Origin of the sequence: Antrihabitans stalactiti (assembly GCF_012932915.1) — a bacterium.
GTDB lineage: Bacteria > Actinomycetota > Actinomycetes > Mycobacteriales > Mycobacteriaceae > Antrihabitans > Antrihabitans stalactiti.
Genome location: NZ_VCQU01000016.1, coordinates 1 through 22,362 on the forward strand (window position 1 = coordinate 1; position 22,362 = coordinate 22,362).

Genomic DNA, 22,362 nt, shown 5'->3' on the forward strand with positions numbered 1-22,362 from the left:
AGTTACGGCGGCCATAGCGGTGGGGAAACGCCCGGTCCCATTCCGAACCCGGAAGCTAAGCCCACCAGCGCCGATGGTACTGCACCCGCCAGGGTGTGGGAGAGTAGGACACCGCCGAACATACTTACCGAAAGGGGACCCATATTATGGGTCCCCTTTCGTCGTTTGTGCCGAATAATTGCTGTGCCGGATAGTTTCTGCGGACAGCCATATCCATGCGAAGGGAAATTGCTTTGACGGACAGCAGCGGCGACCGCAAATCCTTCCGTGGCGGTGGCAATCCGAACAAGCCACCAGCGCGCCAAGGGCAAGGATCGGGCGCCCCGCGCCGTCGTGGCGGCGAAGGCAGTTTCGCCGGCGGACGGCCGAGCGACCGTCCAGGAGGCAGCGCCCCCGGTCGGCGGCCACCTCGCCCCGAAGAGCCGGACCTTCCCGACGACGTTCAGGCGACCGACCTCGAACCGAGCGTTCGACGCGATCTGCTCAGCCTCGACAAAACCAACGCCGACGCAGTCGCACGCCACCTCGTGATGGCTGCCCGACTCGTCGACGACGACCCCGTTTCGGCACTCGGTCATGCACGCGCCGCACGGCAGCGCGCGGGTCGTATTGCCGTCGTCCGCGAGACCGCTGGGCTCACCGCCTACCACGCAGGCGAATGGGCCGAGGCCTTGTCCGAACTGCGGGCAGCACGCCGGATGTCCGGCGGTCCAGGACTTTTGGCCGTCATGGCAGATTGCGAGCGCGGTCTCGGCCGTCCCGAGCGTGCCATCGAACTTGGCCGCAGTGACGAGGCGCGAGCGTTGAAAGGTGACGACGCGAGCGAGCTTCGCATCGTCGTCGCCGGTGCCCGCATGGACCTCGGCGAATACGAACAGGCTGTCGTCACATTGCAGACGGCCGACCTCGATCCCGCGCGGACCGGTCCGGGTGCAGCACGCCTCTTCTATGCCTACGCGGACGCGCTCGTCGCTGCCGGACGCACCGACGACGGCGTCAAATGGTTCCTGAACGCGGCTGCCGCCGACGACGAGGGCGACACCGACGCCGAGGAGCGGGTGGCTGAATTGAGTGGTGGAATCGAGGGCGAGCAGTGACTCTGCTTCGCGACGCGTACGACACGCTCCTGCTCGATCTCGACGGCACGCTCTACAAGGGGCCCGATGCTATTCCTGGGGCAGCGCAGGCCCTCGCCTCCCTGCCACAGCGCCTGATCTACGTCACGAACAATGCGAGCCGTAGCCCGCTCGACGTCGCCAAGCACCTCGACGAACTCGGGTTCGTGGCGGACGAGGACGCCGTGGTGGCGAGCTCGCAGGCAGCGGCCCGAGTTCTTGCAGAGCGGCTGGACGCGGGATCCGCCGTCCTCGTCATCGGAACGGATGCATTGGCCGCCGAGATCGAGTTGGTCGGTCTGCGGCCGGTGCGCACAGCGGACGAGAAGCCTGTCGCGGTCGTCCAAGGACACTCGACAGCGACCGCATGGCCGAACTTGGCCGAAGCGTGCCTCGCCATCCGCGCTGGCGCCATCTGGGTTGCGTCCAACGCCGACACCACGCTGCCGACCGAGCGCGGACTTGCCCCGGGCAACGGTTCGATGGTTGCGGCGTTGCGCGCGGCGACGGACCAGGAACCCGTTATCGCAGGCAAGCCCTACGTGCCGATCATGGAAGATGCACTGCGTCGCAGTGGATCCCGCGTGGCGCTCGTTATCGGCGACCGGATGGACACCGATATCGCAGGCGCGAATGCGGTGGGGCTGGATTCACTGCTCGTGCTGACCGGCGTCAGTACAGTCGACAACCTGCTGCGCGCCAAACCGGAACAGCGCCCGACGTTCGTGTCGTTCGCGCTGGACTCGTTGAGTTCGCCGGTCGCAAGCAGCGACACCGAGTGGCGCGCCGAATTCGACGGAACCGATATCGTCCTGTCCGGCAGCGGCGATCCGATTTCCGCATTGACCGCCGCAGCAGCAGTTGCCTGGGCGAATCCCGGCTTCGGGACAGTCCAAGCGAAGGGTGATGCGGCCGGTCGCGCAGTGCGGGTGTGGAACGAATCATTCGAACGTGTGACCGATGGCGCGGTCGCGTCTCGCGCGTCTCGTACCGAAATCCGCTAGCGTTGTCGCCGATGAGTACCCCGATGCCACGACCCGGACAGCACATCCCTGGCCCGTCGCCGACCGTCGAACCACAGCACATTCATGCCGAGGTCGACGGGTTACTCGCGCGGCTCGATAGAGACGAGGCGATCCCACACCAGGCGCGGATTCTCGAGCAGGCACACGATGTACTGGTGCGTGCTTTGGCTGCCGTCGACAAGATCTGAGGTGGTTCGGCGGGCGCGCGTGGACGCCGAGCTGGTTCGCCGCGGACTTGCCCGATCCCGCGAACACGCGGTCGAGTTGATCGGCGCGGGACGGGTGTTGATTGCAGGTGCGGTCGCCAGCAAGCCGGCGACGGCGGTCGAGCCGGGTACGCCGCTGCTGGTTCGCGAGGTACCTGACGAGGTCGTCTGGGCGTCGCGAGGAGCGCACAAGCTGATCGGCGCACTCGATGCATTCGGGCTGGACGTGACCGGCCGCCGATGTCTGGATGCGGGCGCGTCCACCGGCGGTTTCACCGACGTCTTGTTGCAGCGCGGGGCGACCGAGGTCGTCGCAGTCGACGTCGGCTACGGGCAATTGGTATGGCGGCTGCAATCCGACGACCGAGTGAAGGTCATCGACCGAACGAACGTGCGGACTCTCACCGTCGATGCCATTGGCGGTCCGGTCGACCTGGTCGTCGCGGATTTGTCGTTCATCTCCCTTAGTCTCGTGCTGCCGGCGTTGGCCGCATGTGTCACGCCGAACGCAGACCTGGTTCCGATGGTGAAGCCGCAGTTCGAGGTCGGTAAGGACCGCGTCGGTACGGGCGGGGTGGTGCGCGATCCGGCGCAGCGCGCTGCCGCAGTGCTCGGTGTTGCCAACGCCGCAGCAACGCTAGGGCTGCGCACGGTCGGCGCAGTCGCGAGCCCGTTGCCGGGCCCGTCAGGCAATGTCGAATACTTTCTGTGGCTGCGTCCGGACACGGGGGACGAGGTCAACGTGCCGGAGATCATCGAACGAGCTGTCGAGGAGGGTCCGCAATGAGTAGTACGGAAGAGGACCGGCGCGAGATTCTGATCGTCGCGCACCCGGGTCGTGACGAAATTGCCGAGACCGCCCTTCGCGCCGCGAAGATCTTCGCCGACGCGGGTATCGCGCTGCGGGTTATCGAAGACGAGTCCTACAGCACCCAGATCGAGCCGACGCCCACGCAGGTCACGGTCGTCGAAGCAGGCCCGGAAGCGGCAGTCGGCTGCGAAATGGTGTTGGTCCTCGGTGGCGACGGCACCTTCCTCCGCGCGGCCGATCTGGCTCGCAGCGCGTCGGTGCCGGTTCTCGGAATCAACCTGGGACGCATCGGTTTCCTGACCGAAGCCGAGGCAGAGCACCTCGACGAAGCATTGGATCATGTCGTTCGGCGCGACTACCGCATCGAGAACCGGATGACCCTCGACGTCGTCGTCACCCTCGACGATGTCGTCCTCGACACTGGTTGGGCGCTGAACGAAGCAAGCATCGAAAACGAGTCACGGCTCGGCGTTCTCGAGGTCGTGCTCGAGGTCGACGGTCGGCCGGTGTCAGCATTCGGCTGCGATGGAGTACTGATCTCCACGCCTACCGGTTCCACCGCGTATGCGTTCTCGGCGGGTGGCCCGGTCGTGTGGCCGGAACTCGAAGCCTTGCTGGTGATTCCGAGCAACGCGCATGCGTTGTTCGCCCGGCCGCTGGTGACGAGCCCCGAATCGGTGATCGCGGTCGAGTCCGTCGCATCCGGTCACGCTGCGCTCGTTTTCTTGGACGGTCGCCGAACTCTGGCATTGCCGCGTGGGGGCAGGGTCGAAGCGCGCCGCGGGAGTCGGCCCGTGCGATGGGTGCGACTGGACTCTGCGCCTTTCGCAGACAGGATGGTTCGCAAGTTCGAGCTGCCCGTCACGGGTTGGCGCGGAAAGAGGATCTGATAGTGCTCGCGGAAATTCGCATCGACGGGCTGGGCGTCATCTCGAAGGCCAGCGCGCAGTTCCACGAAGGCCTGACTGTCCTCACCGGTGAAACGGGCGCGGGCAAGACGATGGTCGTCACCAGTCTGCATCTGCTCAGCGGAGCCCGGGCAGATCCTGGGCGGGTCCGGCTCGGAGCCGCTCGCGCTGTCGTCGAAGGCAGGTTCACAACGGACGACGTCCACCAGGCTGCACAGACCGAGGTCGGCCGGGTGCTCGAGGCGGCCGGGTCGGATCGCGACGAGGACGGCAGCGTCATCGCCGTCAGGACCGTAGGCAGTGACGGACGGTCGCGCGCGCATCTGGGTGGGCGAAGCGTGCCCGCAGGCGTGCTCGGCGAGTTCACGGATCCGTTGTTGACCGTGCACGGTCAGAACGATCAGCTGCGACTGCTGCGTCCCGACCAACAGCGAAACGCACTGGACCAGTTCGCGGTCGACACCGTCGCGCCCCTGCTGGCGCGCTATTCGAAGCTGCGTCGCGAATGGCTCGACGCACGGACCGCGCTGCTCGAGCGCACCGAGAAGAGTCGCGAGCTCGCGCAGGAAGCGGACCGGCTGCAGTTCGGTTTGAACGAGATCGACACTGTCGCACCGCTACCAGGTGAGGACACGGCGATCGTCGCGGATGTTCGGCGTTTGTCCGATCTCGATTCGCTGCGTGAGGCGGCGACGGGTGCCATGAGTGCCATCGCGGCGGATTCCGATGGTGCGCTGGATCTGCTCGGCACCGCGCGGTCGCGAGTCGAGACGTCCGACGACGTGGCGTTGTCGTCGCTCGGGCCGCGGCTCGACGAGGCAATCGCGATAGTTATCGATGTTTCGTCCGAGCTGAGCAACTATCTATCGGGGCTACCGTCCGACCCGAATGCACTCGACTCGCTGCTGACCCGGCAAGCCGAATTGAAGCAGCTGACACGCAAGTACGCAGCCGACGTCGATGGCGTCCTTGCCTGGGCCGACAAGGCGCGGGCGCGTCTGTCGAAAATCGATGTCTCTGCGGACGCGCTGGCTGAGTTGGCGACACGGGTGGAGACCACGCAGGCCGCCGTAGCTGCTGCGGCCGCGAAGCTGACCGCCGCGCGCGTGAAAGCAGCAGCGAAGCTTGCCAAGGCGGTCAGCACGGAACTGAGCGGGCTGGCCATGGGTAAGGCGACGCTCGAGGTCAACGTTCGCGAAGTTCTTGCAGGACCACAGGACTCGGCGCCGCTGACCGTCGGCGACAAAGTGCTGCATGCCGGTTCGGCAGGCGTCGACGAGGTCGAGTTGCGGCTGTCGGCGCACTCGGGCGCGCAGTCCTTGCCGATTTCGAAAAGTGCATCCGGCGGCGAGCTGTCACGCGTGATGCTGGCGTTGGAAGTCGTCCACGCCGGCAACGAAAAAGGCTCGACGATGGTGTTCGACGAAGTCGATGCCGGAGTCGGCGGTCGGGCTGCCGTGGAGATCGGAAAGCGCCTCGCAAGGCTTGCGCGCACCCATCAGGTGATCGTCGTGACGCACCTTCCGCAGGTCGCCGCCTTCGCGCACACCCACCTCGTCGTCGACAAGAGCGACAACGGCAAGGGTGTCGTGAACAGTGGCGTCAAAACATTGACCGACGACGAGCGTGTCGTCGAACTCGCCCGGATGCTCGCCGGTCTCGACGATACCGAGACCGGCCGAGCACACGCGGAGGAACTGCTGGCTACCGCGGCTGCCGAGCGGCTTCGCGCTTGACCCCGTTGACGAACGTTCCGATCAACTGCTTCAGGCCTGCCTTCAACACGGCCTCCGGTACAGGAAGCTTCGGCGTCGAATCCATCGTGTAGACGACCCGGGTGCCCTTGCCGGAATCGCTGAAGAGGATCGTTCCGGTGTGGCTCTTGACGGGCGCACCCGCGACGATCTTGTACTCGATGCGCTCGCCCGGTACGAGCTTGGTGATCTGCTCGGAGACGCCGACCGGGCCGAGGCCCAGGAAGTGCACCGCGCCTTCGCCTTGGCGTTCGGTTTTGCCTTCGGACTTGAGGCGGGTCTTGATCGGCAGGAACTTGCCGTTGTTTTCGCGGTCGGCGAATATGCCGTACACGACGTCGCGGGGAGCGTCGATGACGGTGTCGACGGTGTAACTAGCCATGTCAAACCTTTCGGAAGATCACACATGCGTGTGGGTCCTAGGCAGCATATCGGGCGCCATTTCGCTGGCAGTTCGGGTCCAACTGGTGCCGATGTGACTGATGTGGCTATTGTTTCGGCGCGCCTCCACGCTCTGAGATAGCGGCGGGGCCATCATCGGACACATGAAAATTGCGGCATTGTTGTCCAGGAGCACGGAGTCGCTGCCCGGCATCAGCGGCATGGCCAGAGTCGATCGCAACACCGCCAGGTTGCTGCGCCGGGTCGGACCCGGCGACATCGTGGTGCTGGACGAACTCGACCTCGACCGCATCACGGCCGACGCATTGGTGGAGGCGGGCGTGCTCGCAGTCATCAACGGGTCGCCGTCCATTTCGGGTCGCTACCCCAACCTCGGTCCGGAAGTCGTTGTGGCCAACGGCATCACGTTGATCGATGCGGAGGCGTCCGAACTTTTCAAGAAGGTGAAGGACGGCACCAAGATTCGGCTCGACGAAGGCGTCATCTATTCGGGTGAGCGCAAACTCGTCGACGGGCGTGAACTGCGCGAGGCGGAGATCTCCGACCGGATGATCGAGGCCAAGAACGGTCTTGCCACCCACCTGGAAGCGTTCACGGGTAACGCAATCGAGTTCATCCGAACCGAAAGTCCGCTGCTCATCGACGGTATCGGTGTGCCGGACGTCGACTTGGACATGAAGGACCGCCACGTTGTGGTCGTCGCCGACGGACCGGACCACGCGGCGGACCTCAAGAATCTGCGACCGTTCATCAAGGAATACGCACCGATCCTGATCGGTGTGAACGCGGGTGCGGACACGCTGTGCAAAGCCGGTTACCGCCCGGACCTCATCGTCGGCGATCCCGAGAACATCACCGCCTCGACGTTGAAATGCGGCGCGGAGGTTGTTCTTCCTGCCGATTCCGATGGGCACGCGAAGGGCCTGGAGCGAATCCAGGACCTCGGCATCGGAGCGGTGACGTTCCCGGCGTCGGGTGCGCCTGCCGACCTCGCGCTGCTGCTCGCTGATCACCACGGTGCAGCTCTGATCGTCACGGCAGGTGCCGCAGCGTCGCTGGACGAGTTCTTCGACCGCAGCCGTCGCAACACCAACCCCGCGACCTTCTTGACCAGGCTGAAGGTCGGCACGAAGCTCGTCGATGCGAAGGCGGTCGCGACGCTGTACCGCAGCCGGGTTTCCGGCGGTGCGATCGCGTTCCTCATCCTCGCTGCGCTGCTCGCCGTCATCGTTGCCCTCGTGGCGTCGAACATGGGCGGCGAAGTGCTGGACTGGGCTATCGCAACCTGGAATCACTTCGCGCTGTGGGTGCAGGGGCTGCTCGAGTGATCTCGATGAAGCAACACGCGATTTCGATTGCCGCGATCTTTCTGGCGCTGGCAATCGGAGTCGTGCTCGGATCGCAGACCCTGGCATCCGGTGTGCTGTCAGGGCTGCGAGACGACAAAGACGACCTGTCCCACAAGGTCGACGAACTGCAGAACGCGAACAACCAGCTCGAAGTGCAAATTGGCGCAGCCGACAGCTTCGACGCCACCATCGCGGATCGGACCGTCAAAGATGTGCTGGCACAGCGGTCCGTCATCATCGTGACGACGCCCGACGCCGACGCCGGCGACGTAGACGCCGTCACCAAGCTGATTCAGGCCGCGGGAGCGGCTGTGACCGGCAAGGTCGGCCTCACCACGGCCTTTGTCGACAACGTCAACGGCGAACGCCTCAAGACATCGCTCACCAACATCGTCCCTGCCGGAATTCAGTTGAAGACCGGTGCAGTCGACACGGGCAGCATCGCAGGTGATCTGCTCGGTTCGGTCCTGCTCCTGAATCCCACGACAGCGCAGCCCCAAAGCACGCCCGAAGAGCTCGCGCTTGCGCTCGACACGTTGCGTAGCGGTGGCTTCATCGAATACGACCAGGTGCGGCCGGCTCAGCTTGCTGTCGTCCTGACCGGCAACCCGACCGGCACCGACGAGGGCAACCGCGGCAGCTTGGTCGCACGGTTCGCCGGTGCGCTGGACGCACGCGGTGCCGGAGTCGTCGTTGCAGGCCGTGCCGGGTCTGCGGATCGCAACGGTCCCGTCGCGGTCGTGCGATCGGATGCGGGGCTGTCGTCGGCAACGTCGACGGTCGACAACGTCGATCGCCAGTCCGGCCGAATCACCACAGTCCTTGCGCTGCAGGAGCAACTGGCCGGGGGCGCAGGACGGTACGGCACCGGCACAAAAGCCACAGCAGTCACAGTCGGTGGTGCACCACACAGCTAGTTACGTTCGCGCGTCGTTTGCCGCAGATGGTGGTCGAAGTGTTACCGTGAAGTCCCGTGGGACGGCAGGCCCCAGTAGTACTCCAGAGCCAAGACCTGCAGCGTCGTCACGGGAGCAGCTGTGCAGAACACGAGCGCGCATCATTCACGCGTTCATTCGCGTATCGCCACCAAGCACATTTTCGTCAGCGGCGGCGTCGCGTCGTCGCTCGGCAAGGGTTTGACTGCGTCGAGCCTGGGCCAGTTGCTCACTGCGCGCGGTCTTCGGGTGACCATGCAGAAACTGGATCCGTACCTCAACGTCGATCCAGGCACCATGAACCCCTTCCAGCACGGCGAGGTGTTCGTCACCGAGGACGGTGCCGAGACCGATCTCGATGTCGGCCACTACGAGCGATTCCTTGACCGTGACCTCCCGGGCTGGGCGAATGTCACTACGGGCCAGGTGTATTCGACGGTCATCGCGAAGGAACGGCGCGGCGAGTACCTCGGCGACACGGTCCAGGTGATCCCGCACATCACCGACGAGATCAAATCCCGCATCCTCGCGATGAGCGGTCCTGACCTGCAAGGGCAGACGCCCGACGTGGTGATCACCGAAATCGGTGGCACCGTCGGCGACATCGAATCGCAGCCTTTCCTGGAAGCGGCCCGTCAGGTCCGCCACGACGTCGGTCGCGACAACGTCTTCTTCCTGCACGTCTCGCTCGTGCCCTACCTCGCGCCGTCGGGTGAATTGAAGACGAAGCCGACGCAGCACTCCGTCGCTGCGTTGCGCAACATCGGTATCCAGCCGGACGCGTTGATTCTGCGATGCGACCGTGAGGTTCCCGAGCCGCTCAAGAACAAGATCGCGTTGATGTGTGACGTCGATATCGACGGCTGTATTTCGACGCCGGATGCGCCGTCGATCTACGACATCCCGAAGGTGCTGCACCGCGAAGGCTTGGACGCGTACGTGGTTCGCAAACTGGGCTTGCCGTTCCGCGACGTCGACTGGACCGTGTGGGGTGACCTGCTCAAGCGAGTCCACGATCCGAGGGAGACGGTCGAGGTCGCACTCGTCGGCAAGTACGTCGACCTGCCCGACGCTTACCTCTCGGTCACCGAAGCGCTGCGAGCCGGCGGGTTCGCACACCGCGCGAAGGTCGAGATCAAGTGGGTGCCGTCGGATCAGTGTGAGACGCCTGCGGGTGCGCAAGCGGCACTGGGCGACGTTCATGCCGTGCTGATTCCCGGCGGGTTCGGCATCCGGGGCATCGAAGGCAAGGTCGGCGCAATCCGCTACGCCCGGACGAGGGGCATTCCGACGCTCGGTCTGTGCCTCGGCTTGCAGTGCATGGTCATCGAGGCTGCTCGGTCCGTCGGGCTCGATGATGCGAACTCTGCTGAGTTCGAACCGGAGACCGAGCATCCGGTGATTTCCACGATGGCCGATCAAGAGCAGATCGTCGCAGGTGAAGCCGATCTCGGTGGGACGATGCGGCTTGGTGCGTACCCAGCGACGTTGGTGCGCGGCTCGGTCGTCGCCACCGCCTACGGGGCGGAAAACGTCTCGGAGCGGCACCGTCATCGCTATGAGGTCAACAACGTCTATCGCGACAAGATCGGCCAGAGCGGGTTGGTGTTCAGCGGAACCTCGCCGGACGGCCACCTTGTCGAATTCGTCGAACTGCCGGCGAGCGTCCACCCGTTCTTCGTCGGTACGCAGGCGCATCCGGAGCTCAAGAGCCGCCCGACCCGGCCACACCCGCTGTTCTCGGCACTGGTGAGTGCCGCGCTGAAGTACAAGGACGCCGAGCGGTTGCCCGTCGACATTCACGGCGAAGACACGGCAGCGGTCGAGTCGGTTCATCAGTGACCAGGCACGAGTTCGAGACACTGTCCTCCAGAACGGTGTACGAGGGCGCGATTCTGGCGTTGCGGATAGACGAAGTCGCGATGCCTGGCGGTCGAGTCGCCGAGCGTGAGGTCGTCGAGCACCACGGTGCAGTGGCGGTCGTGGCAGTCGACGACGAGGGTCGACTGGTGCTGATTCATCAGTACCGGCATCCGTTGGGGGAGCGGCTGCTCGAATTGCCTGCAGGGCTGCTCGACGGCGTCGACGAAGATCCTCTCGAAGCCGCGAAGCGTGAGTTGGCCGAGGAGACCGGACTTGCCGCGCGGCACTGGTCGACGCTGGTCGACATTGCGGTGTCGCCGGGCTTCACCGACGAGGCTTTGCGTGTGTATCTCGCCGAGGACCTGGTCACGACGCATCAACCCACGCCCGAACACGAGGAAGCGGATCTCGAGATCGTCCGGATGACGGTCGAGGAGGCAGCCGCCGCGGCGTTGGAGGGCAAGATCGTCAACGCCACCGCCGTCGCAGGAATCTTGGCGTTGCAATCCGCACGCGCCACTGGTTTCGCACTGCGGCCCGCGAATGCGCCGTGGCCGGGCCAGCCGACGACGTTCGCACGTCGCAAGGCGCGCGAGGACTGACGTGCTCGATCGCGAACTGCAGGCCTATCTCGACCACCTCACCGTGGAACGCGGCGTGGCGGGAAACACCCTCAGTTCGTATCGGCGTGACCTCTCGCGCTACCTGGGCTTCCTGACCGATCTCGGCATCGACTCGCTTGCGAAGGTGCGTGAAGCCGATATCACCGCGTTCGTGGTCGGTCTGCGCCGCGGTGATCCCGAGGCGAAACTGCCTGCGCTTGCGGCAAGTTCGGCTGCGCGCGCGTTGGTTGCTGTCCGCGGACTGCACAAGTTCGCGACCTCGGAAGGCATGACCGACGCCGACGTCGCACATGCGGTGAAACCCCCGACACCTGGTCGGCGGCTGCCGAAGTCCTTGCCGTTCGACCAGGTGCTCACGCTGATCGAAGCCGCAGGAGGCTCCAGCGAGACCGACGGACCGCGCTCACTGCGCGACCGCGCCATGCTGGAGCTGCTGTATTCGACCGGTGCGCGGATCTCGGAGGCCGTCGGGCTCGATGTCGACGACATCGACGTCGAGGAACGCTGCGTCATCCTGCACGGCAAAGGCGGCAAGCAGCGGCTGGTACCGATCGGGCGACCGGCGGTCGCTGCTATCGACGCTTATCTGGTTCGTGGCAGGCCCGCACTGGTGTCGCGCTCGAATCCCGCGCTGTTCTTGAACGTCCGCGGCGGTCGGCTTTCGCGGCAGAGCGCCTGGCAAGTGTTGCAATCGTCGGCCGAGCGCGCAGGAATCTCGACGGGGGTCTCACCGCACACGTTGCGGCACTCGTTTGCGACGCACCTGCTCGATGGTGGCGCGGACGTTCGGGTCGTTCAGGAACTGCTCGGTCATGCTTCGGTGACCACGACGCAGATCTACACGCTTGTGACGATCAATTCACTTCGCGAAGTATGGGCAGGCGCACATCCGCGGGCGCGCTAAGGTCGTGCATCGAGACATGGGATGCGTGTCCGTCCACGCTTGATCGAGTGAGACGGTAGCGTTTACGCGACGTGGGGAACGACCATTGGACGAGGAGTACGGACCGTGAAGGCACCGCAGCGTAGCGCAGCGGCGGCCGAGCAGCCCGCCGGACTACAACCCGGTGATATGGGCCCGACCGGTCGGCCCTTGCGCGCGATTCCGATACCCGAACCGCTGCGCAGCCATGGCCCGGCTCAGATCATCGCGATGTGCAATCAGAAGGGTGGCGTCGGCAAGACGACGTCGACCATCAACCTCGGTGCTTCGCTGGCCGAATACGGCCGTCGGGTGTTGCTCGTCGACCTCGACCCGCAGGGTGCGCTGTCTGCAGGCCTCGGCGTCGCACATCACGACCTCGAACTGACCGTCCACAATCTGCTGATCGAGCGCAAGGTCGGCGTCGACGACGTGTTGATGCGTACTCGCGTCGAAAACCTGGACCTCCTGCCGAGCAACATCGACCTGTCGGCCGCCGAGATTCAGCTGGTCAACGAAGTGGGCCGCGAGAATGCGCTGGGTCGCGCGCTGCACCCGATCCTCGACCGCTATGACTACGTCCTGATCGACTGCCAGCCCTCGCTCGGACTGCTGACGGTCAATGCGCTGGCGTGCGCCGAAGGCGTCATCATTCCGATGGAATGCGAGTACTTCAGCTTGCGTGGCCTTGCGTTGCTCAACGACACGGTCGACAAGGTCCGCGACCGGTTGAACCCGCGTTTGGAGATGTCGGGCATCGTTGTCACGATGTTCGACCCACGGACCCTGCATGCGCGCGAAGTGATGCAGCGAGTCGTCGAGGTGTTCGGCGACATGGTCTACGACACCGTGATCAACCGGACTGTCCGGTTCCCGGAGACGAGCGTCGCCGGCGAACCGATCACCACCTGGGCGCCCAAATCCACTGGGGCAGAGGCCTATCGAGCTTTGGCGCGCGAGGTAATCTACCGGTCGACACAGTGACAGCGGTGGTCGAGCCCGAGGTGGCCGAATCTTCGAAGCAGGGCTTCCATGTGTCGCTGCGCAACTTCGAAGGACCGTTCGACCTGCTGCTGAGCTTGATCAATCAGCACCGGCTCGACGTCACCGAGGTTGCGCTGCACCAAGTGACCGACGACTTCATCCGGTACACGAAAGAACTCGGCAGCGAGTTGCCGCTGGATCAGACGACGGAGTTCCTCGTCGTCGCCGCGACCTTGCTGGATCTCAAGGCCGCGCGGCTGTTGCCGTCCGGCGATGTCGAAGACGCCGAGGACCTGGCGCTGCTCGAAGCTCGCGACTTGCTCTTCGCTCGCCTTCTGCAATACCGCGCGTACAAGCAGGTCGCGGAACTGTTCGGCGAACTCGAAGCCGCTGCACAACGTCGTTATCCGCGGTCGGTGTCGTTGGAGGACCGATTCGCGTGCTTGTTGCCCGAGGTGATGCTGGGCGTCGGGCCGCGTCAGTTCGCCGAAATCGCGGCAACCGCATTCACCCCGCGACCTGTTCCGACTGTCGGCCTGGAGCACCTGCATTCGCCTGTCTCTATCGCCGAACAGGCGCTGGTGGTCCTCGCCATACTGCAGGAACGTGGACCGGACACGTGGTCGACCTTCACCGAACTCGTCTCGGCGTGTGAGTTGCCTCTCGAGATCGTTGCTCGGTTCATGGCGCTGCTCGAGCTGTTTCGCGAGGACAAGGTCGAATTCGAGCAGCCGGAAGCACTGGCTCCGCTTTCGGTCCGGTGGACCGGCGAACATGGGTCTATCCGTGTCAGTGACGAGGATTACGCGTGACAGAAAACAACGTGGTCGACGAGGAATCGCCGCAGCTCGAGCTGCTGTCAGACACCGAGTTGCAGGCCGCTCTGGAAGCAATGTTGCTGGTAGTCGACTCGCCGGCGGCAACAGACCAGCTCGCAGCCGCGGTAGGTGACGGTGTCGAGCGGGTGGAGGCGATGCTGCGCCGTATGGCTGCCGACCTCACCGAACGCAACAGCGGAATCGACCTCAGATACGTCGGTGACGGCTGGCGTTTCTACACGCGCAGCGAATTCGCCCCGTACGTCGAACGCATGTTGCTCGACGGCGCTCGGTCGAAGCTGACGCGCGCGGCTTTGGAGACTTTGGCAGTTGTTGCGTACCGTCAACCATTGACGCGGGCTCGGATCAGCGGTGTTCGAGGTGTCAACGTCGATGGCGTGATCCGAACCTTGCTGGCGAGAGGGCTTATCGCCGAGTCCGGAACAGATGTCGATTCCAACGGGACGTTGTACGTCACGACGGAGCTTTTTCTGGAACGACTCGGTTTGGCTTCCCTCACCGACCTGCCCGCGTTGGCGCCGTTGTTGCCCGATGTCGACTTGATCGACGAGATCAATGACAGTGCTGAAATGGATACTCGAGTGGCCAGAATGCGTAAGACACCCGCATCGGCGACCGAGCCACCGATCGAAACCGAAGATTAACAGGAAGAAAAAGTGAAAACTCCCGCTCGCCGAGATGGCACACCGGACAGAAATAGACGAAACGAACCCAAGCGGTCGGATGGCGACAGGCCAGATCGCCGCAGGTCCGACGCAGCGCCCAAGGCGGCGCGCGCGGCCAAGCCGACCGAGGGTGGCAAGCCCGCACGACCAGCGCGTTCGGCGAATCCGAAGCCGGCAACCAATCCGACGAAGTCGACGAAACCGCAGCGCAAGCAGGTCCAGGCGCCGAAATTGAGCAACGCAAAGCCTGCCCGTCAGCAGAACCCGGAAGCCGGGCCCAAGAAGCGGCTCGCGTGGGGCGAGGGCATTCGGTTGCAGAAGGTCCTCGCGCAGGCCGGCGTCGCGTCGCGCCGCGCGGCCGAGGAAATGATCGATCAGGGGCGCGTCGAAGTCGATGGCCTGATTGTTCGAGAACAAGGCATGCGCATCGATCCTGCGACCGCGATCGTTCGCGTCGACGGCACTCGCGTCGTCGTGCAGGAAGAACTCGTCCACGTTGCGCTGAACAAGCCGCGCGGCTGGCAATCGACAATGGCCGACGACTTGGGCCGTCCATGCGTCGGCGACATTGTCGCCGAGCGGATCGCGGCAGGTCAGCGGCTGTTCCATGTCGGGCGACTCGACGCTGACACCGAGGGTTTGCTGCTGCTGACCAACGACGGTGACCTCGCCCATCGGCTCATGCACCCGTCGTTCGAAGTGTCGAAGACCTACATGGCGACCGTGCAAGGCATCGTCGCCAGGGGAGTGAACCGACAACTCAAGGACGGCGTCGAGCTCGAAGACGGTCCGGCGAAGGTCGACCAGTTCACGATCGTCGACGTCGGCGACGGCATCACGCTGGTCAGGGTTGTGCTGCACGAAGGTCGCAAGCACATCGTCCGCAGGCTCCTCGAGGCTGTGGGGCACCCAGTGATCCGACTCGTGCGCACGGATATCGGTCCCGTCGCGCTCGGTGACCAAAGGCCGGGGACGCTGCGCGTTCTGGGTCGAGACGAAGTCGGCAAGCTCTACGAGGGGGTTGGGCTGTGAAGCTTGTAGTTGCCATGGACGGACCGTCGGGGACGGGCAAATCCAGTGTTTCGCGCAAACTCGCGACCCGGCTGAATGCAAGTTACCTGGATACCGGCGCGATGTATCGTGTTGCGACGCTTCAGGTTCTGCGCGCAGGCGTCGACCTCGATGATGCCGAGGCAATCGCGGCCGCGGTCGCCGATTTGCCGCTGACGATCGGTACGGACCCGAGCGGGGAGGTCGTGCTGCTGAACGGCGAAGACGTCTCCTCGGAGATTCGTGGTGGCGACGTCACCAAGGCCGTGTCCGCGGTGTCGGCAGTCGGTCCGGTCCGCGAACAGTTGGTCGCGCTGCAACGTGAGTTGGCGGCGTCGGCAGAGCGGATCGTCGTCGAGGGTCGCGACATCGGGACCGTCGTGCTGACCAACGCCGACGCGAAGATCTACCTGACCGCATCCGCCGAGGCCCGCGCGCAGCGCCGCAACGAGCAGAACATCGCCGAGGGTCGGGGTGACGACTATGAGGCAGTGCTTGCCGACGTAGAGCGCCGCGACAACCTCGACTCCACCCGCAAGGTCTCGCCGCTGCGTCCCGCCGAGGATTCGGTGACGGTCGACACCAGCGAGCTGGGCATAGACCAGGTCATCGACCGGTTGTACGAAATCGTGTTCGAACAAGCGAGAGTTTCACCATGAGTGACGAAGTGCAGTACGCCGGCGACGGCATTTGGAACGAGGAAGCCGACTGGGCACTCGTCGATTCAGGCGAGGATGCGGACGGCGAGTCGTTCGTCCCGATGCCGACCCTTGCCGTGGTCGGTCGCCCGAACGTGGGCAAATCGACCTTGGTGAACCGAATCATCGGGCGCCGCGAAGCTGTCGTCGAAGACGTTCCCGGCGTCACGCGCGACCGAGTTTCCTACGAAGCCAACTGGTCCGGACGTAAGTTCATGGTCCAGGACACCGGCGGCTGGGAGCCCGACGCCAAGGGGCTGCAGCAGTCCGTCGCGAGGCAGGCCGAGTTGGCCATGCAGACCGCCGACGCGATCCTGCTGGTCGTCGACGCGGTGGTCGGTGCGACGGCAACGGATCAGGCGGTAGCGCGGGTTCTCCGGAAGTCGAAGACACCGGTGATCCTGGTAGCCAACAAGGTCGACAACGAACGTGGCGAGTCCGATGCGAGCGCACTGTGGTCGCTCGGGCTGGGGGAGCCGCGGCCGGTCAGCGCGACGCACGGTCGAGGCACCGGCGACTTGCTCGACGACGTCCTCGCTGTGCTGCCAGAGACGCCTCGCGAGGATTCTGGCGCGGTGGGCGGGCCCCGTCGAGTTGCGTTGGTCGGCAAGCCGAACGTCGGCAAGTCGAGCCTGATCAACAAGCTGTCCGGCGACGAGCGCGCGGTCGTGCACGACGTCGCGGGCACGACCGTCGACCCAGTCGATTCGCTCGTCGAACTCGGTGGCAAGACATGGCGTTTCGTCGACACCGCGGGACTGCGCAAACGCGTGTCCCACGCCAGTGGTGCCGAGTTCTACGCGTCGTTGCGGACGAAGTCGTCCATCGACGCCGCCGAGGTCGTCATCTTGCTGATCGACGCGTCCGAACCGCTGACCGAGCAGGACCAGCGAGTCCTCAGCATGATCGCCGACGCAGGTCGGGCGCTGGTGATCGCGTTCAACAAATGGGATCTCGTCGACGAAGACCGCAGGCTGCAGCTCGAGAAGGAAATCGACCGCGAGCTGGCGCGCGTGCCGTGGGCGCAGCGTGTCAACATCTCGGCGAAAACCGGTCGGGCCGTGCAGAAGCTGGTCCCTGCGCTAGAGACTGCGTTGGAATCGTGGGACAAGCGCATTTCTACCGGTCCGTTGAACACCTGGCTCAAGGAAGTCATCGCCGCGACGCCGCCGCCGATGCGTGGTGGACGCCTGCCTCGCGTGAAGTTCGCGACGCAAGCCGCGACGCGCCCGCCGACGTTCGTGCTGTTCACGACCGGCTTCCTCGAGGCCGGTTACCGCCGGTTCCTGGAGCGACGTTTGCGCGAGGAATTCAACTTCGACGGTTCGCCGGTGCGCATCTCGGTTCGCGTGCGCGAGAAGCGGGACCGCGGCGGGCGTTGATTTCGGTCTGACATCATCGTCGGATGGTTATCGCGAACCCGCTGCCCGACTGTCCCGAGGGCGCAACGCCGTTCGAAACCTCGTGGCCGGTACGACTCGGCGATACCGACGGTGATGAACGGCTGCGGCTCGACGCGGTCGCGCGGTACTTGCAGGACATCGGCTACGAGCATCTAGAGGCGTCCGTCGAGGGCCATCTTCATCGCGGCTGGGTGGTGCGGCGCAACGTCATCGATGTGCTGAAGCCGATCGAATTCGGCGAGCGAGTGGTGTTGCGGCGCTGGTGTTCTGCACTGTCCAATCGTTGGTGCAATATGCGCATCCAGATCAGCGGTAGCGGGGGAGGGCTGATCGAAACCGAGGCCTTCCTGATCCATTTCGGTGAGGAATCGGGCGTGCCCACCCGGATGAGCGACGCGTTCATGGCGCCGATGCTTGCGACCACCACCGAGCACCGGCTCCGGTGGAAGGCCGCGCTGTCGCCAGTGTTGCCGGAAGGCGACGATGTCGAGGTCATGGCTTACGGCCTGCGGGTCATCGACATCGATCGACTCGGTCACGTCAACAATGCCGTCCATTTCGCGGGGATCGAGGAGATGCTTGCGCACCACGTCGACGTCATGGCTATCCCGTACCGCGCAGTGTTGGAGTACTCGAAGCCGTTGATGGCGGGCGACGCTGTACGGCTGCACGGACGGCGGGACGGATCGTCGTTGGACGTCTGGTTCGAGGTCGGCGGCGAGGTCCGTGCGGTGGCGAAAGTCGCTGCGCTTTAGGGTTTGTCGAAAATCTTGTGCATGAAGGCAATCGCGTCGGGTTGTGACGAGAACACCGTGTCAAGGTGATTGTCCGGATAGACGCGAATGGTGACGTCCACGCCGTTGGCGATCAATTCCGCGCCGAAGTCGGCTGTCAGTGGGGGTGGAACGACGTCGTCGTTCAGACCCTGCGCGAGCATTAGCGGTCGGTCGTACCCCGATGTCGGGACCTCCACCATCTGGCGAAATGCGGAGACCAGCGCGGGGTCGTTCAGCGGCCGTGAGAGCAGGTCTCCGATGCCGCCGATATTCAACTTCTGCTCGGCATCGGCGTAACACGTCTCTTCGAGACCATCCAGTACCTCGACACCGTGTGGCGTCAGATAGCTGTCCAGGTTCAGTTCTGGGTGAGCTGCGCGAAGGGCGGTCAGAATCAGCGCGAAGAACGTCGTCGTACCCGAGAACGGGACTTTCGGAACGTACGGGCCCGCTAGCGGAAGCAGGCGCTCGAGCCTTGTCGGCGGAGCGATGGCGACTCCACCGCGATAGTCGAGATCCGGAGCCGTCGCGTTCGCCAGGTGCGCGGCGAACAGTGTTGCGTGCCCGCCCTGCGAATATCCGGTCGCCGCCCACTTTGTCGACAACCTCGGATCTACGGCGCGAGCAGCGCGTACGCCGTCGATCAAGCTGTGCGCTTCCGACGGCCCGTCCAAGTACGGATGAACACCCGGCGTACCGAGCCCGGCATAGTCGGTCGCCATGACGGCGAATCCCTCGTGCAAGAACCGGCCGACGTAATCGCGAGCTGTTGCCCCCACCCGAGGTACGTCGGAGCGCATTCGTCACCGATTCCCGTCGTCCCGTGTGCTCGTGCGATGACCGGCCAGCCGCCTGGTGGAGGATCGCCCTCGGGGATGTAGAGCGCGGCGTTGGAGAGCATCGGTTCGCCGTTCGCCCCCACGGTCCAATAGGTGACTTTCTGCGATGACGATGCCCAGGGGGTCCACTGGTCGTTTCGAAGGGCTCCGACGAATTCGACTGTGCCGGGGGCGGTTGTTGGTTCGGCATTCGCGGTCGCCTGCGTGGCGAGTAGTGCGACGAGCGCGAGGATGGCAAGTAGCCTGCGAAATGCGAACACAGCACGAGCGTTGCACATTCTTGTCGGCCACAGGCGCCTGCCCTGGTAATGACCTTGCGTGGCTATGGTTTTCGGGGTTCGTCATCGTCGATTCCTTCGAGTAGGTATTCGCCGGGGTGGTGGTAGTGGTTGATCCGCGGTTTCTGTTGCGGGTCGATGTGTTTCGGCGGGATCCAGAGGGTCCGGCCGGGGTAGCGGTGCCCGGGTGGGGCGACGATGGTTTCCCAGTCGGTGTCGTTGACCCCGACCAGCGGGTGGTGGATCGGGCAGGCGAAGGTCAGCTCATCGACGTTGGTCAGGCCGTGTTGGGCTTCCCATTCTCGGCAGTGATGACAGTCGCAGTGGCTGGCCGGGCGCGAACACCCCGGGAAGGTGCAGCCTTTGTGTTGAGCGAAGATCACGATCCGTTGATCGGGTTGCGCGAGACGTTCGCTGCGGCCGAGGTAGAGCGGGCGGCCGTCGTCATCGAAGATCGCCAGGTAGTGGTGGGCGTGGGCGGCGACGCGGATGGCGTCGCGCATCGGCAGCAGTGATCCGGTGTGGGTGGTGGCGTTGCCGGTCGCGTCTTGGAGTTCTGTGAGGGTCATGGTGACGACGACGGTGACGGGGAGGCCGCGGTGTTGGCCGAGGTCGCCGGAGGCGAGCATCGCCCGCGACATCGCTTTCAGCGCGTCGTGTTGGCGTTGTCCGGTGGTGCGGGTGTCGCGTTTGGCGACGTCGTCGGTGGGGTCACCGTCGACGATGGGGGCGTCGTCGTCGGGGTTGCACATCCCGGGTTTGGCCCATTTGGCGAACACCGCCTCCAGATACGCCCGCAGTTCGGGGTCGGCGCAGAACGAGCCTTTCGTCATCTTGTCGGGGCCTTGTTTGCCGAGGTCGAAGGACCGGCGGCGGGCGCGGTCTTTCTCGTCGGTCAGGGTGCCGTCGGGGTTGAGGTGGGCCAGCATCCGGTTGGCTGCGGCGCGGAGTTCGTCGGGTCGTAGCGTGCGTGCCAGTGTCGCCAACGCGGCTTCGGCCTGCTCGCGGGTGTCGATGTCGATCGTGTGCGGGAGGTTCTTGAAGAATTCGCGAATGACCTTGATGTGCGGGTCGCCGATCTGACCGGCTTTCTGCCCGGCGGCGGTTTCGGTGTAGATCGGGTCCAACGGTTGGCCGGTGATCGTTTGGCGTGGTCCGAGTTCGTCGGCGAGGTGGGTGCGTAACCGGGCATCGCCGGGGGTGATGCGCAGGGCGTCGGCGAGGACCCAGGTGAGGTTGCCGTTGCCGAGTTCGCGGTACACCCATTGTTGTTGGATCTGCGCGATCAGGGTGTGCCCGACCGAGGGGATCATCCGCGCCACCGTTTCCAGGCGTTGCAACACGATCACCCGTTCCGGGTTGGACAACGCCTCGAAGTTCAGATCGTGCAGTGCGGTGGCGGCGTTTTCGAGCGCGGTGAGGGCGGCGTCGACGGTGGTGTCGGCTACTCCGGTCGCGGTCGCAAGCATGTTCGTAGTGTATCGGGACCCACTGACACGTTTCGGTGAGCGATCAACGGCACCAACGGTTTTCGTGACAGATGTGACTGGACGGGTTGTTGTCTCCGGAGGGTCGGAAGTGACCCACGCTCCATCGCATCGACGCTTCGAGGGTCGCGGTAGGAAGTGATTAGTAACCGAGACATCGGCTGAGGTAGTCTCATCGAGCGCTCGCGGTGCGGGCGTGAACGGGCTGTGGCGCAGCTTGGTAGCGCACCTGACTGGGGGTCAGGTGGTCGCAGGTTCAAATCCTGTCAGCCCGACAAAGTTTGTGCAGGTCGGACGTCCTGGTAGCTAGACAACTCGGACTCTGTGCAGAATTCATGCAGAATGCGTCACCGCCAGTGCGGGCTGGCATGAGCGCCGAGCGGTGCCAAGAACCGAACGTAATTAGCGTCTACACACTCGCCGATGAATGGACAACCCTGAGACCTTGCCGACCGGACCAATCGGGATGTCGAAACTTCACGATCAGCGGATTGCGAGCTGGCCTGTCCTCGGGCAGCAAGTCACCGCACACACCGCGCTTGGCGGGTTGGGATTGACAGCATCAAAGCCGCCGTCGTCCCTTCACCACAGCGAGCTGCTCACCGACGCGGTATGCGGAATCACGAACGATGCAATCGTCCTCGAAGACGGCGAACCCTTCGCTCGACTCGACCAGCGTGACATGGGCTTAGGCTCAAATCGAACCACCGACGCTTATTAGTGGGGGTCTGTGGCCTACATCCCGGGGGAAGGCGTATGTCGATCGCCGATCCTGACGCTGCAGTTGGTTGTCGCTATGGGTGACAATACGGTGTGCCCTTCAATTGCCTCGCTCTCAACGTCATGTTGTCGGGACCCGGCGACGTGTCAGTTCCGATCGAAACGATCGAAAATGTGCTCTACGACTGGAACCGAGAACGTGCTACGAGTAGCAGTATTGTTCTGCTCCCTCGGCATTGGTCCACTGACGGCGTGTCTTCGTTCTCGCTCGGCGCAGACGGACAGGCGGAGATAAATAACCAACTCGTCGAACAAGCGGATATCATCTTTTCGGTTTTTCACGCCCGAATCGGCAGTGCCACAGCGCGATCCGTATCGGGAACAGCCGAGGAAATAGACAAAGCGATCGAGCGAGGCATCCGAGTGCACGTGTTCTTCTCGACAGCGGCGATTCCCCATAGCCATGATGCCGACCAATTCGCAGCTCTCAAGCGGTTCAAGGCTTCACTTGGCGCGCGCGGGCTGTACCGAGAGTTTCTCACAGACGACGATCTGCGTGGTCTCGTTCGGCAATCGTTGGAGGCAGACATCGTCGCGTTCAATTCAGCAGATCAAGTTTCGACATCGCGTGACGGGGTCCGCCTCATATCACGCTACGAGTATCGAGACGTCGTCGAAACCGATTCAAGCGGTCGTGTTCAAACTCGAAA

At 64.3% G+C, this 22,362-nt stretch carries 22 protein-coding genes, 1 tRNA gene and 1 rRNA gene; 20 read left to right on the forward strand and 4 right to left on the reverse strand.

All coding sequences use genetic code 11. The features are described 5' to 3' along the window. The first annotated feature begins 3 nt into the window (after positions 1–3). The 7 genes from rrf (at position 4) to recN (ending at position 5,801) form a co-directional block, all read left to right on the forward strand. Positions 4–120, forward strand: a 5S ribosomal RNA gene (gene rrf / locus FGL95_RS30135). A 95-nt stretch (positions 121–215) separates the two neighbouring features. Next, positions 216–1,097 carry a tetratricopeptide repeat protein gene (locus tag FGL95_RS30140; RefSeq protein ID WP_420838101.1) on the forward strand — a complete coding sequence of 294 codons (882 nt, stop codon included), beginning with the start codon at positions 216–218 and terminating at the stop codon, positions 1,095–1,097. Then, positions 1,094–2,119: an HAD-IIA family hydrolase gene (locus tag FGL95_RS30145; RefSeq protein ID WP_169594369.1), complete on the forward strand. Its 1,026-nt coding sequence runs from the start codon at positions 1,094–1,096 to the stop codon at positions 2,117–2,119. Before FGL95_RS30140 ends, FGL95_RS30145 begins: the two co-directional genes overlap by 4 nt. An 11-nt stretch (positions 2,120–2,130) precedes the next feature. Continuing rightward, positions 2,131–2,328: a hypothetical protein gene (locus tag FGL95_RS30150; RefSeq protein ID WP_169594371.1), complete on the forward strand. Its 198-nt coding sequence runs from the start codon at positions 2,131–2,133 to the stop codon at positions 2,326–2,328. 1 nt (position 2,329) lies between these two features. Continuing rightward, positions 2,330–3,133: a TlyA family rRNA (cytidine-2'-O)-methyltransferase gene (locus tag FGL95_RS30155; protein ID WP_169594373.1), complete on the forward strand. Its 804-nt coding sequence runs from the start codon at positions 2,330–2,332 to the stop codon at positions 3,131–3,133. Next, positions 3,130–4,047, forward strand: coding sequence for an NAD kinase (locus FGL95_RS30160; protein WP_169594381.1), 918 nt, complete (start codon positions 3,130–3,132; stop codon positions 4,045–4,047). The genes FGL95_RS30155 and FGL95_RS30160 overlap by 4 nt, the downstream gene beginning before the upstream one ends. A gap of 2 nt (positions 4,048–4,049) precedes the next feature. Continuing rightward, on the forward strand, positions 4,050–5,801 hold the full coding sequence (gene recN, locus FGL95_RS30165; RefSeq protein ID WP_169594382.1) for a DNA repair protein RecN: 1,752 nt from the start codon (positions 4,050–4,052) through the stop codon (positions 5,799–5,801). Here recN and FGL95_RS30170 read toward each other — a convergent pair. Then, the gene (locus FGL95_RS30170) at positions 5,770–6,201 is read right to left on the reverse strand and encodes an SRPBCC family protein (protein WP_169594384.1); all 432 of its coding nucleotides are present in this window, start codon (positions 6,199–6,201) and stop codon (positions 5,770–5,772) included. The two genes, recN and FGL95_RS30170, sit on opposite strands and share 32 nt — an antisense overlap. Before the next feature lie 163 nt (positions 6,202–6,364). On the opposite strand from FGL95_RS30170, the gene steA reads away from it, so the two are divergent. The 12 genes from steA to FGL95_RS30230 all read left to right on the forward strand — a co-directional run bounded on the left by steA (position 6,365) and on the right by FGL95_RS30230 (position 18,307). Beyond that, positions 6,365–7,549 (forward strand): putative cytokinetic ring protein SteA, encoded by a 1,185-nt coding sequence (steA, locus tag FGL95_RS30175; RefSeq protein WP_169594386.1) that lies wholly within the window; start codon positions 6,365–6,367, stop codon positions 7,547–7,549. Further along, positions 7,546–8,487, forward strand: coding sequence for a copper transporter (locus tag FGL95_RS30180; protein WP_169594388.1), 942 nt, complete (start codon positions 7,546–7,548; stop codon positions 8,485–8,487). Before steA ends, FGL95_RS30180 begins: the two co-directional genes overlap by 4 nt. A 120-nt stretch (positions 8,488–8,607) precedes the next feature. Then, positions 8,608–10,347, forward strand: coding sequence for a CTP synthase (locus FGL95_RS30185; RefSeq protein ID WP_169594389.1), 1,740 nt, complete (start codon positions 8,608–8,610; stop codon positions 10,345–10,347). Next, positions 10,344–10,970 (forward strand): NUDIX domain-containing protein, encoded by a 627-nt coding sequence (locus FGL95_RS30190; protein ID WP_338080094.1) that lies wholly within the window; start codon positions 10,344–10,346, stop codon positions 10,968–10,970. Before FGL95_RS30185 ends, FGL95_RS30190 begins: the two co-directional genes overlap by 4 nt. Next, the gene (gene xerD / locus FGL95_RS30195; RefSeq protein WP_169594391.1) at positions 10,912–11,895 is read left to right on the forward strand and encodes a site-specific tyrosine recombinase XerD; all 984 of its coding nucleotides are present in this window, start codon (positions 10,912–10,914) and stop codon (positions 11,893–11,895) included. The genes FGL95_RS30190 and xerD overlap by 59 nt, the downstream gene beginning before the upstream one ends. 105 nt (positions 11,896–12,000) lie before the next feature. Continuing rightward, on the forward strand, positions 12,001–12,897 hold the full coding sequence (locus FGL95_RS30200; RefSeq protein ID WP_338080095.1) for a ParA family protein: 897 nt from the start codon (positions 12,001–12,003) through the stop codon (positions 12,895–12,897). Beyond that, positions 12,894–13,709 carry a segregation and condensation protein A gene (locus FGL95_RS30205; protein ID WP_169594393.1) on the forward strand — a complete coding sequence of 272 codons (816 nt, stop codon included), beginning with the start codon at positions 12,894–12,896 and terminating at the stop codon, positions 13,707–13,709. Before FGL95_RS30200 ends, FGL95_RS30205 begins: the two co-directional genes overlap by 4 nt. Then, entirely contained in the window at positions 13,706–14,380 is a 675-nt protein-coding gene (gene scpB, locus FGL95_RS30210; protein WP_338080097.1) for an SMC-Scp complex subunit ScpB, read from the forward strand. The genes FGL95_RS30205 and scpB overlap by 4 nt, the downstream gene beginning before the upstream one ends. A gap of 12 nt (positions 14,381–14,392) precedes the next feature. After that, positions 14,393–15,433, forward strand: coding sequence for a pseudouridine synthase (locus FGL95_RS30215; RefSeq protein WP_169594395.1), 1,041 nt, complete (start codon positions 14,393–14,395; stop codon positions 15,431–15,433). Next, on the forward strand, positions 15,430–16,110 hold the full coding sequence (gene cmk, locus FGL95_RS30220; protein ID WP_338080098.1) for a (d)CMP kinase: 681 nt from the start codon (positions 15,430–15,432) through the stop codon (positions 16,108–16,110). Before FGL95_RS30215 ends, cmk begins: the two co-directional genes overlap by 4 nt. Further along, the gene (gene der, locus FGL95_RS30225; protein ID WP_169594398.1) at positions 16,107–17,531 is read left to right on the forward strand and encodes a ribosome biogenesis GTPase Der; all 1,425 of its coding nucleotides are present in this window, start codon (positions 16,107–16,109) and stop codon (positions 17,529–17,531) included. Before cmk ends, der begins: the two co-directional genes overlap by 4 nt. A gap of 23 nt (positions 17,532–17,554) precedes the next feature. Next, positions 17,555–18,307: an acyl-[acyl-carrier-protein] thioesterase gene (locus FGL95_RS30230; protein WP_169594400.1), complete on the forward strand. Its 753-nt coding sequence runs from the start codon at positions 17,555–17,557 to the stop codon at positions 18,305–18,307. Here the strand turns inward: FGL95_RS30230 and FGL95_RS30235 are convergent. From FGL95_RS30235 to FGL95_RS30240, 3 genes are all read right to left on the reverse strand, one after another. Continuing rightward, on the reverse strand, positions 18,304–19,050 hold the full coding sequence (locus tag FGL95_RS30235) for a lipase family protein (protein ID WP_240963425.1): 747 nt from the start codon (positions 19,048–19,050) through the stop codon (positions 18,304–18,306). The genes FGL95_RS30230 and FGL95_RS30235 overlap by 4 nt on opposite strands. Continuing rightward, a complete protein-coding gene (locus FGL95_RS32625; protein WP_240963426.1) occupies positions 18,972–19,427 on the reverse strand; it encodes a hypothetical protein in 456 nt (151 codons plus the stop codon). The genes FGL95_RS30235 and FGL95_RS32625 overlap by 79 nt, the downstream gene beginning before the upstream one ends. 62 nt (positions 19,428–19,489) lie before the next feature. Next, positions 19,490–20,914, reverse strand: a complete 1,425-nt coding sequence (locus FGL95_RS30240; RefSeq protein WP_169594402.1) for an HNH endonuclease signature motif containing protein — start codon at positions 20,912–20,914, stop codon at positions 19,490–19,492. Between the two features lie 219 nt (positions 20,915–21,133). Here FGL95_RS30240 and FGL95_RS30245 point away from each other — a divergent pair. Beyond that, a tRNA-Pro gene (locus tag FGL95_RS30245) sits at positions 21,134–21,207 on the forward strand. Positions 21,208–22,362 lie beyond the last annotated feature (1,155 nt).

Bases quoted from the DNA above. Each gene is read 5' to 3' on its own strand.
- der (WP_169594398.1), top strand. From the start codon at position 16,107: ATGAGTGACGAAGTGCAGTACGCCGGCGACGGCATTTGGAACGAGGAA.
- FGL95_RS30160 (WP_169594381.1), top strand. From the start codon at position 3,130: ATGAGTAGTACGGAAGAGGACCGGCGCGAGATTCTGATCGTCGCGCAC.
- FGL95_RS30150 (WP_169594371.1), top strand. From the start codon at position 2,131: ATGAGTACCCCGATGCCACGACCCGGACAGCACATCCCTGGCCCGTCG.
- steA (WP_169594386.1), top strand. From the start codon at position 6,365: ATGAAAATTGCGGCATTGTTGTCCAGGAGCACGGAGTCGCTGCCCGGC.
- FGL95_RS30170 (WP_169594384.1), bottom strand. From the start codon at position 6,201: ATGGCTAGTTACACCGTCGACACCGTCATCGACGCTCCCCGCGACGTC.
- FGL95_RS30235 (WP_240963425.1), bottom strand. From the start codon at position 19,050: ATGGCGACCGACTATGCCGGGCTCGGTACGCCGGGTGTTCATCCGTAC.
- xerD (WP_169594391.1), top strand. From the start codon at position 10,912: ATGCGCCGTGGCCGGGCCAGCCGACGACGTTCGCACGTCGCAAGGCGC.
- FGL95_RS30230 (WP_169594400.1), top strand. From the start codon at position 17,555: ATGGTTATCGCGAACCCGCTGCCCGACTGTCCCGAGGGCGCAACGCCG.
- FGL95_RS30140 (WP_420838101.1), top strand. From the start codon at position 216: ATGCGAAGGGAAATTGCTTTGACGGACAGCAGCGGCGACCGCAAATCC.
- FGL95_RS30240 (WP_169594402.1), bottom strand. From the start codon at position 20,914: ATGCTTGCGACCGCGACCGGAGTAGCCGACACCACCGTCGACGCCGCC.